The sequence below is a fragment of the Phenylobacterium sp. genome (genome assembly GCF_030645195.1).
Classification (GTDB): Bacteria; Pseudomonadota; Alphaproteobacteria; order Caulobacterales; family Caulobacteraceae; genus Phenylobacterium.
The window spans coordinates 20,946-28,522 of sequence record NZ_JAUSLW010000078.1; the positions used below are offsets into that span (position 1 = coordinate 20,946).

Consider the following 7,577-nt stretch of genomic DNA (forward strand, 5'->3'; position numbering starts at 1 on the left):
GCCCGTCGGTTCCCGGTCCGGCCCGGCGCGTGACCTACTGGCTCACCCGGCTCGGCCGCGTATAGGCGGTGAGCGGCGCGCTCATCCGCACCACCAGGCCATTCGGCCCCCACTCGCGGTTCAGGGTTCCGCCCAGTTGCCCTTCCACCGAGACCTTCGACAGGGTCGAGCCGAAGCCATCCTCCGGCGGCGGGCCGGCGATGACGGGGCCACCGGTCTCGGTCCACACCAGGTGATAGTCCGCCCCTACCCGTTGCGCGGTGATGGCGACGTGGCCATCGGGCGTGGACAGGGCGCCGTACTTGGCCGCGTTGGTGGCCAGCTCGTGGAAGATCAGGGCCAGCGGCGTGGCGGCCCGGTCGTCGATGGCGATATCGTCCCCGGCCAGGCTGATGCGCAGGCCGCCCGCCCCGTCATAGGGGGCGAACAGTTCCCCCAGCAGGGCGAAGGCGGTGGCCGCCCGGGCCGTGGGCCGCGAGGCGTTGGAATGGGGGCGCACGAAGTCGTGGGCGCGGCCCAGCGCCATCACCCGGTCGCGCAGGGCGGCGGCATAGGCCTTGGACTCCGGATGGGTGCGGGCCGACAGCGAAATCAGCCCCGAGATCACCGCGAAGATGTTCTTGATCCGGTGGCTCAGCTCCTGGCTCACCAGCTCGCGCTCCTGGGCCAGACGCTTGGCGTCGTCGATGTCGGTGCAGGTGCCGAACCAGCGGGAGATCTGGCCCGCCTCGTCGCGGATCGGCAGGGCGCGGCCCAGGGTCCAGCGATAGGCTCCCGAATGGTGGCGCAGCCGGTACTCGATCTCGTAGGGCTCGCCGGTCTCCAGGCTGTGCGACCACAGCGCCCAGGCCCGATCCTGGTCGTCGGGATGGAACACGCCGCTCCAGCCCTCGCCGTCGGTGGAGCCGGGCGGCGTGCCGGTGAACTCGTACCAGCGGGCGTTGTAGTAGTCGTGATAGCCGTCCGGCCGGGTCGACCAGACCATCTGGGGCATGGAGTCGGCGATCGCCCGGAAGCGGTTCTCCCCGTCCCTCAGCCGCGCGGCCTGGGCCCGCAGGGCGAGCTGGGCCATGACCTGGCGGGCCAGGGCCAGCAGGGTCTCGGACTGTTCGGGGCTGAGGCCCTGCGGTCGCGGTGCGGTGTCCAGCACCGCCACCGAGCCGATCGGCGCCCCGTCGGGGGCGTCCACCCGTGCCCCGGCGTAGAAGCGCAGGCCCGGCGGTTTGGTCACCAGGGGATTGGTTGCGGTGCGCGGGTCCTTGGTCAGGTCGGGGAACACCACCAGATCCTCGCAGCTCAGCACGTGCTGGCAGATGGAGACCTCGATGGGGGTCTCGCTGATCTCCAGCCCCACCTTGGCCTTGAACCACTGGCGGTCGCCGCCCACGAAGCTGATGATCGCCATGGGCGCCTGGCAGACCAGGGCCGCCAGCCGCACGATGTCGTCGAAGGCGGTTTCCGCCGCTGTGTCCAGGATGCCGGTGGCCCGAAGGGACGCAAGCCGGGCGTCTTCGGTCCAGGCGCCCCTCGTCATCGCTTCGCTCACCCGCGCTCCATCCCTGCTGCGCCCAGATGGGCCTAACGCCTCGCGCAGCTTCGCCGCCCGAACCTTGGCGGTGTACGCGTGGAGCCCGCGCCCGGTTCCGTTCCGTGGGACCCTAGGCGCTTGCGCAGGTGCTCAGATTGACCGGACCGGTGGGGTTGCGCATCCAGCCGCCGTCAACCTTGGTGAACTCCGAGAAGCCCGACTGGGTGCGGTACTCGCTGCGCACGGGGTCCCAGCCTTCCCAGCTCATGGCCACCACCAGCTTGGCGGTGACGCCCTTGGCCTTGTCGATGGCGGTGAGTTCGCGCGCGCCCTTGCAGCCGACCTCGAAGCCCTGGCAGCCCTTGCCGTCGGACTTCGACAGGCAGGCCTTGTCGCTGGCCTGGATCTGCTTGTGCCAGGCGAGGATCTCGTCCCCCAGCCCGGCGTACTGGTCGTCGGCCGCGCTCTTGGCCTTGGGACTGCAGGCGGCCACCAGGGCCAGGGCGGAGGCGATCAGAACTCGGCGCACGGGTGTCTCCAGGTGAGCCGGGGCTTTTTGAGGCCAATCAAGGCGCCAGCAAGGCGGGCGCATCCATCGGCGACCCGGGGCGTTGTGTCGGCTGAGGGACTTTAGGATTCTGGAGGCTTGGCTATGCGACATCGTATTTTGATCTGTGGGTTGGCGCTCGCTGCGCTCACCGCACCCACCCTGGCCAGCGCGCGCACCGCCTGTGATCAACGCGCTCACGACCGCAAGGTGACCGGCGCCGTGCTGGGCGCCGTCGGCGGGGCCCTGATCGGCAACGCAGTGGCCGACAAGAACGGCGCCATCATCGGCGGCCTCGGCGGGGCCGTGGTGGGCAATCAGCTCGCCCGGGTGAAATGCGACACCGGCCGCAGCTATACGCGCGCCAGCAATCGCACGGCCCCCTCGCGCAACAGCGCCTACCGCCAGGTCTCCTACGACCAGTGCCGCAACGAGAGCCGCCCCTATTACGACGAGCGCGGCCAGCTCACCTACCAGCAGATCCGGGTCTGCGGCCAATGATCGCCGCCCCGACGACCGCAAGATTCGCCCTGGCCGCCCTGGCCATGCTGTCGCTCGCCGCCTGTAGCGACAACGACGGCCGCGTCGTGGCCAAGGGCATCTGCACCCCCTTCGCCGCCACGCCGGCGGCCGCCACGACCACCGCCGGCGTCCCGGCCCTGGCCGCCCCGGCGAGCATCGACGCCTCGGGCGCCGTGGAGGACTGCCTGCACCGCTGGGCCTACAGCCTGGCCGGAGCCCGGGACTCCGCCGAGGTGGTGGCCGGCGCCACCGTCGCGGCCTGCGCCCCGGCGCTCTCCAAGTGGAACCAGGCCTCGCTCGCCGCCGCCAACGCGCCCGGCGCGCCGTCCATGGAGGCCACCAGCCTGCTCACCGGCGAGCCCACCAACGCGCTGGCCGAACACCGCCAGTTCGCCGAGACTCGCGCCCTGTTCTTCGTCGTCCAGGCCCGCGCCGGCGCCTGCAAGCCGCCGCCCCCGATGAAGGGCTGACCCCGCTTCCTCCCCGAAAGGGGAGGGAGTAGCTCTCGCCGCCGCCTTGGGGCACCCTCCCGGCCTGAGACGCCTTGGGAGGGGCCGCCATGACCGTCGAGCTGGGGATCATCGAGGGCTATTACGGCGCCCCTTGGAGCTGGGCCGAGCGCCGCGACCAGGTGAGCTTCCTGGCCCCCCACGGCTATGGCTTCTACATGTACGCCCCCAAGGCCGACCCCTGGCTGCGCCGCCGCTGGCAGGAGCAGCACCCCGCCGAGATGGCCGCCGAGCTGCTGGCCCTCTCCGACCACTGCGCCGAGCACGGGGTCCGCTTCGGGGTGGGGCTCAGTCCCTTCGAGCTCTATCGCGACTTCGACGGGGCGGCCCAGGAGGCGCTGGCCGGCAAGCTCGCCATGCTGGACATGATCGGCATCCAGGACCTCGGCGTGCTGTTCGACGACATGCGCGGCGACCTGCCGGAGCTGGCCGCCACCCAGGTGCGGATCATCCACTGGATCGCCGAGCGCACGGCCGCCACCCGCGTCATCGCCTGCCCAACCTACTATTCCGACGCCCCGGAGCTGGACCGCGCCTTCGGATCTCGACCGGAAAGCTACCTGGAGGACTTCGGCTCAGGTCTGGATCCCGCCATCGAGGTGTTCTGGACCGGCGAGGAGGTCTGCTCGAAGGAATTCACCCCCGGCCACCTGGCCCGCGTCGCCGGCCAGCTGCGCCGCAAGCCGTTCCTGTGGGACAACTATCCGGTCAATGACGGCCCGCGCATGTCGCCCCACCTGCACCTGCGCGCCTTCACCGGCCGCCCGGGGAGCATCGCCGACCACGTCGCCGCCCACGCGGTGAACCCGGCCCTGCAGCCGGTGCTCTCCCGCATCCCGGCCCTGACGCTCGCCGACAGCTACCGCCTGGGCGAGGACTACCAATACGGCAAGGCCTTCCTGGCCGCGGCCCGCACGGTGCTGGGCGACGACCTCGCCTACCGGGTCCAGGGCCACCTGGTGCTGCTGCAGGACACCGGCCTCGACCGGCTGGGCGACGCCATCCCCACCCTGCGCGCCCGCTACGCCGCCTACGACCACCCCGGCGCCCGGGAGATCCTCGCCTGGCTGGACGGCGCCTATGTCATCACCCAGCAGATGATGGCGGCGGAACACTGATCGCCGAAAACGTGTTACCCTCGACGTGGGGATACAACCGTTTTCGGAGGCTTATCCATGCCGTCTGAGTCCGAGGTCCACCTGCTCGATCACGAGCGCACCTACCACGCCTTCAACATGCTGGTCCGCTGGTCCATGGTCCTGCTGGGCGCCACGATCCTGTTCCTGACCCTGTGGTTCGCCACCCCCGCCGGCTTCCTCGGCGGCGCGATCGCGAGCCTGCTGGCCTTCGGGCTCGGCTACTGGTTCGTGATCCGCCACGAGGCCCACCAGCCGCTCGATCTGTGGGTGGTCGGGCGCTGATCCGGGCTGAGCGACAGGCCTCTGCCCGGCCTTCTCCCCTTGCGGGAGAAGGTGGCCCTGCGGAGCAGGGTCGGATGAGGGGTCAATAGACCTATCCGGCCAGGGCGTCACCAGGATCGCGGAGAGGGGATCGCGACCCCTCATCCGGCGCGCCCTCGCGCGCCACCTTCTCCCACAAGGGGAGAAGGGGAATTTGAGCCCGCCCTCCCCCCGCCTCAGGCCTCGTCGTAGGGCGGCGGCAGCTGGCCGGCCTTGAACAGGATCACCGGGGTCTCGTCATAGTCCCCCAGCTCGGCGTCGGCCGAGGCGGAGAAGGCCACCACCCCCAACCGGGTGTCGGACAGGCGCTCGGCCTTGCGCCGCGCCTCCTCGGCGGACTTGCAGATCAGCACCTGTTCGGCCTTCAGGCCCTTGCCCTTGCCGGCGATATAGGCCTGGACCAGGTGGACGGTCTCGCGTCCCACGCGCCCTACTTCTTCAGGACGTTGGGGGTCCAGCCGGCCGGCGCGTTGTCCTTGGGCTTCTCGGCCTTGGGCTTGCGGACTTCCTTGTTGCTCTTCTTCTGACCCTTGGCCATGGCGGTGTCCTTTCGCGGCCCCCAAGCGGAGCGACGCAGCAGACTTAATCCTAGCACATCCCCCTCGCCCGCCCGGGGAATTCCTGCGGCGCTCTGGGCGCCCAGGCGTCAACCCGCCTAGAGTGCCGCCATCCGAGGGGGGAATAAGATGACGGATCGGCCCGGCCTGTTGGCCAAACTCATCCTGGCCTGCGCCATCCTGGGCGGGGTGAGCTTCCTGGCCTCGGCCTATGTCGGCCCGCCCCACGCGGCCATGATCGTCTGGAAGGGCTCGGGCGTGGCCCTGCTGGCCCTCTATGCCGCGGCCCGCGCGAAAAGCCTCGACGGCTGGCTGCTGGCCGCCGTCATGGCGCTGGGGGCCACCGGCGACGTCCTGTTGGAGACCCACGGCCTGGTCACCGGCGCCATCGCCTTCCTGGCCGGCCATCTCGTCGCCATCGCCCTCTACCTGCGCAACCGCCGCCAGCCGCTGGAGCGCAGCCAGCTCCTGCTGGCCCTGCTCATCGTGCCCGCCACGGTGATCACCGCCTACCTCCTGCCAGGCGACCGCGCCGGCGCGCCCGGCATCGCCTTCTATTCCACGGGCCTGGCCCTGATGGCGGCGGCCGCCTGGATCAGCCGCTTCCCGCGGATGAGCGTCGGCCTCGGCGCCCTGATGTTCGTGGCCTCCGACCTCTTCATCTTCGCCCGCACCGGCCCCCTGGAGGGCCTGGCCTGGGTCAGCCCGGTGGTCTGGGCGCTCTATTTCGCCGGCCAACTGCGCATCTGCCTGGGGGTGGTTAGAACCCTCGCGCGGCGGGACGAGCCCTAGATCAAGGTGTCATCCCGCAAAGCGCGCAGCGCTTGTGCGGGACCCAGACGCGCGGGGGTCTCAGGATAGATCGGTGAGTATGGATCCCGATCTTCCGCGACGTGGAAACCGGGATGACACTGGGTGGGCAAGCCGAACGGCCGCCTCACCCCGGCGTGCTCCACCAGTCCGTCTCCGCCTTGGGCTCGGGCTTCGCCAGCGGCCCCCGCCCGATCTTCGCCAGCGCCTCGTCCTCGGTCTCGCCGAACTTGCGGATCACCACCACCCATGGCGGCTTGTCCGGGTCCTGCTCCTCGGGCGGCAGGGGCCGCCGGACCCCGTACTTCTTCGGCGCCAGCATGGAGGCGGTCCAGCGCAGGGTCGAGATGCGCAGGGCGTCGGCCCGCGCCGTGGTCTCGGTGGACTCCAGGGCGATCTCCAGCATGGCGTCGGCGAAGATGTCGGCGGCCACGGCCTTGGCCTTCAGATAGGCGTCGTGGAAGGCGTCGTCGGCGCGGATCCAGTGATAGATGGTGGCCGCGCAGGGCATGTCGGCATCGGCGCCGACGGACAGCACCGTCTCCCCGCTCGCGATCCGCCGCAGGATCATCCCGCCCAGTTCGTCGGTATAGGTCGACACCCGCCCGCCGCGCCCGTCCTTGCGCGGCCGCAGGGCCCGGCGCCAGCGGCGATCCTCGTCCTCCGCCCTATCCCGCGCCCGCCGGTCGCGCCGCGCCTGGTCGCGGGCCGCCTCATAGGCCGCCCCGAACCCAGGCTCCCGCTCCCGCCACTTGTAGATCGCCTGCACCGAGGGCATCCCCGGCTCACGCCCCAGGGACGCCTCGCTCTGCCCGCCGGCGATCTTCTCGCAGATCAGCCTGCCCAGCTCGGGCGAATACCGCACCTGCGGACGGCGATCGGGACGCCCGAGCGGCGGCGACTTCGACGACATGGACACCTGGGCGATGACTTGGGGAGGCTCGCAGCCTCTCACGGTCCGGTCGATCCGTCAAGAACAAAAACAGAACAAACATTCCACCTTTGGGGGAGGCGATGCAAAAATGCGCGAGGTATCAGCGAAGGTGGAACAGCTTGAAATCGCAAGCGTCAACTGTCACCTTTGAGGATGACGCCTGACGCACGATGGGACAAGATGTGGCGACGAAACCTCACGGAACCAGTGGCAAACTAACCGGCGGCGCCCGTTCCGAGGGTGCGGATGTCTGGAGCGTCAGCGGGATTCATCCCGAAGATCGTGAGATGGCGGAGGCTCAAGCTCGCCGTTCCGGAATATCGCTTGGTGACTGGTTAAACAGAGCAATTCTCGAGCAGATCTCGCTAGAAACATCAACCATGGTGTCAGAACTCGAACACTTGGAAGCCTTAGCGGCGAGGACAACAACAATCCTCAACCCGAGCATAGATCAGAATGTCTCGTGGACAATCTCCGCGCCGGAAGCAGACTTGCTGGGGAGCACCGGAGTAGCGGAGAGCGCCCGCCTCTCCGCGATTTGGACAAGGGTCTCAGAACTTCTCGGCGGTCCAAAAATCTTGCGTCGCGACGTGGAGGGTCCGCTTGAGGCGCACGACTTGATTCAGGCTGGCCTGCCCGCGCGGGCGCTGACCCACCTCGTCGATCACGTTCGACTGCTCCGCTCATCCGATCAGTTCGAGAAGGCTGTC

The 7,577-nt window shown here is 69.6% G+C and carries 10 protein-coding genes and 1 pseudogene; 6 read left to right on the top strand and 5 right to left on the bottom strand.

Translation table 11 applies throughout. The features are described from left to right. Positions 1-34: 34 nt before the first annotated feature. Complete coding sequence (locus Q7T09_RS07445) at positions 35-1,546, bottom strand: PAS domain-containing protein (RefSeq protein WP_304698907.1); 1,512 nt, start codon at positions 1,544-1,546, stop codon at positions 35-37. A gap of 112 nt (positions 1,547-1,658) precedes the next feature. Next, on the bottom strand, positions 1,659-2,057 hold the full coding sequence (locus tag Q7T09_RS07450) for a hypothetical protein (protein WP_304698909.1): 399 nt from the start codon (positions 2,055-2,057) through the stop codon (positions 1,659-1,661). A gap of 150 nt (positions 2,058-2,207) precedes the next feature. Here Q7T09_RS07450 and Q7T09_RS07455 point away from each other — a divergent pair, with 150 nt between their 5' ends. From Q7T09_RS07455 to Q7T09_RS07470, 4 genes are all read left to right on the top strand, one after another. After that, on the top strand, positions 2,208-2,576 hold the full coding sequence (locus tag Q7T09_RS07455) for a glycine zipper 2TM domain-containing protein (protein WP_304698911.1): 369 nt from the start codon (positions 2,208-2,210) through the stop codon (positions 2,574-2,576). Next, entirely contained in the window at positions 2,573-3,067 is a 495-nt protein-coding gene (locus Q7T09_RS07460; protein ID WP_304698912.1) for a hypothetical protein, read from the top strand. The genes Q7T09_RS07455 and Q7T09_RS07460 overlap by 4 nt, the downstream gene beginning before the upstream one ends. 89 nt (positions 3,068-3,156) lie before the next feature. Further along, on the top strand, positions 3,157-4,224 hold the full coding sequence (locus Q7T09_RS07465) for a beta-N-acetylglucosaminidase domain-containing protein (RefSeq protein WP_304698913.1): 1,068 nt from the start codon (positions 3,157-3,159) through the stop codon (positions 4,222-4,224). A 57-nt stretch (positions 4,225-4,281) separates the two neighbouring features. Then, on the top strand, positions 4,282-4,527 hold the full coding sequence (locus tag Q7T09_RS07470) for a hypothetical protein (protein WP_304698914.1): 246 nt from the start codon (positions 4,282-4,284) through the stop codon (positions 4,525-4,527). A gap of 215 nt (positions 4,528-4,742) precedes the next feature. On the opposite strand, the gene Q7T09_RS07475 is transcribed toward Q7T09_RS07470, so the two are convergent. Both Q7T09_RS07475 and Q7T09_RS07480 read right to left on the bottom strand, forming a co-directional pair. Beyond that, positions 4,743-4,991, bottom strand: a complete 249-nt coding sequence (locus Q7T09_RS07475) for a hypothetical protein (RefSeq protein ID WP_304698915.1) — start codon at positions 4,989-4,991, stop codon at positions 4,743-4,745. A 5-nt stretch (positions 4,992-4,996) separates the two neighbouring features. Then, complete coding sequence (locus Q7T09_RS07480) at positions 4,997-5,104, bottom strand: hypothetical protein (protein ID WP_304698916.1); 108 nt, start codon at positions 5,102-5,104, stop codon at positions 4,997-4,999. Positions 5,105-5,252: 148 nt separating this feature from the next. On the opposite strand from Q7T09_RS07480, the gene Q7T09_RS07485 reads away from it, so the two are divergent. Next, the gene (locus Q7T09_RS07485; RefSeq protein ID WP_304698917.1) at positions 5,253-5,915 is read left to right on the top strand and encodes a lysoplasmalogenase family protein; all 663 of its coding nucleotides are present in this window, start codon (positions 5,253-5,255) and stop codon (positions 5,913-5,915) included. A gap of 145 nt (positions 5,916-6,060) precedes the next feature. Here Q7T09_RS07485 and Q7T09_RS07490 read toward each other — a convergent pair whose 3' ends face one another. Further along, positions 6,061-6,846: a hypothetical protein gene (locus Q7T09_RS07490; protein ID WP_304698918.1), complete on the bottom strand. Its 786-nt coding sequence runs from the start codon at positions 6,844-6,846 to the stop codon at positions 6,061-6,063. A gap of 191 nt (positions 6,847-7,037) precedes the next feature. Here Q7T09_RS07490 and Q7T09_RS07495 point away from each other — a divergent pair. After that, a pseudogene (locus tag Q7T09_RS07495) lies at positions 7,038-7,577 on the top strand (hypothetical protein); the annotation flags it as partial.